1 pseudogene is annotated in these 1,062 nt (G+C 41.2%); it reads left to right on the forward strand.

Annotation, left to right across the window (positions count from 1 at the left end):
- Positions 1–71 precede the first annotated feature (71 nt).
- Positions 72–1,048 (forward strand): annotated as a pseudogene (locus KT99_RS21270) (ISAs1 family transposase).
- Positions 1,049–1,062 lie beyond the last annotated feature (14 nt).

Here is a 1,062-nt window from a genome sequence, read left to right on the forward strand (position 1 = left end):
AGATCATTATAAATTGAACTTTATGCTCAAGTAGCGATCAGATCACCAAATACTCTTTTTTGGTGATGTTAATGACTGCGACCTTTTTAAAACATTTTGATTCGATTGCGGATCCCCGTATTGAGCGTTGTAAAAAACATAACTTATTAGATATTATTTTACTCGCTATAAGTGCGGTTATGTCAGGCTCTGAAGGATGGGAAGACATTGAAAACTTTGGACATCTAAAGCTTGATTGGCTTCGTCAGTATCGTCCTTTTAAAGCAGGTATTCCTCGGCATGACACTATTGCCCGTGTTATCTGCCGATTAAAAGCGGATGAAATAGAGAAAGCTTTTCAAGCTTGGATTTCTTCTCTCCTAGAAGGTACTGGTTGCGATGTCATTGCCATTGACGGCAAAACTGCACTTCATACTGTGAGCGCCTGGAGTTGTCAGCATCATCACGCTCGATGCTATGGGATGTCAAAAAGAGATAGCAAAGCTAATCGTTAAGCAAAAGGCTGATTATATTCTAGCGCTTAAAGGTCATCATTCTGGTCTACAGGGTGAATTAGAAGCTTGGTGGCACAAGTGCCAGCGTGAAGGTTTTACAGCCGATAATTTTGATGAACATACGACCATAGACAGCGGTCACGGGCGAATTGAAACAAGACGTTGTCAGCAAGTGCTGGTTAGTAAAAGTTGGTTAAATAGTAAATATCAGTGGGTTGGCTTAAAAAGCATTATCAAAGTGACATCAGACGTACATGAAAAAACGACAGGTAAAGAGACCACTGAAACACGTTGGTACATTAGCTCATTAGATTTAAATGCAGAGCAGGCGTTATCTTCTGTGCGAAATCACTGGCAAGTAGAAAGTATGCATTGGGTGTTAGAGATGACATTCAGAGAAGATGGATCACGGTTCCGTAAAGGCCGAGGTCCGCTTGTTTTTAATGTGATGAGAAAATAGCAATGACTTTGTTCAAGCAAGACCAGACAAACGCGCGAGTATAGTGGCTAAAAGAGATGGCAGGTTGGACGACGAGTATCGCTCACCCTGTTAGAGTCAGGATTAAAA

It is taken from the genome of Shewanella benthica KT99 (assembly GCF_000172075.1).
GTDB lineage: Bacteria > Pseudomonadota > Gammaproteobacteria > Enterobacterales > Shewanellaceae > Shewanella > Shewanella benthica_A.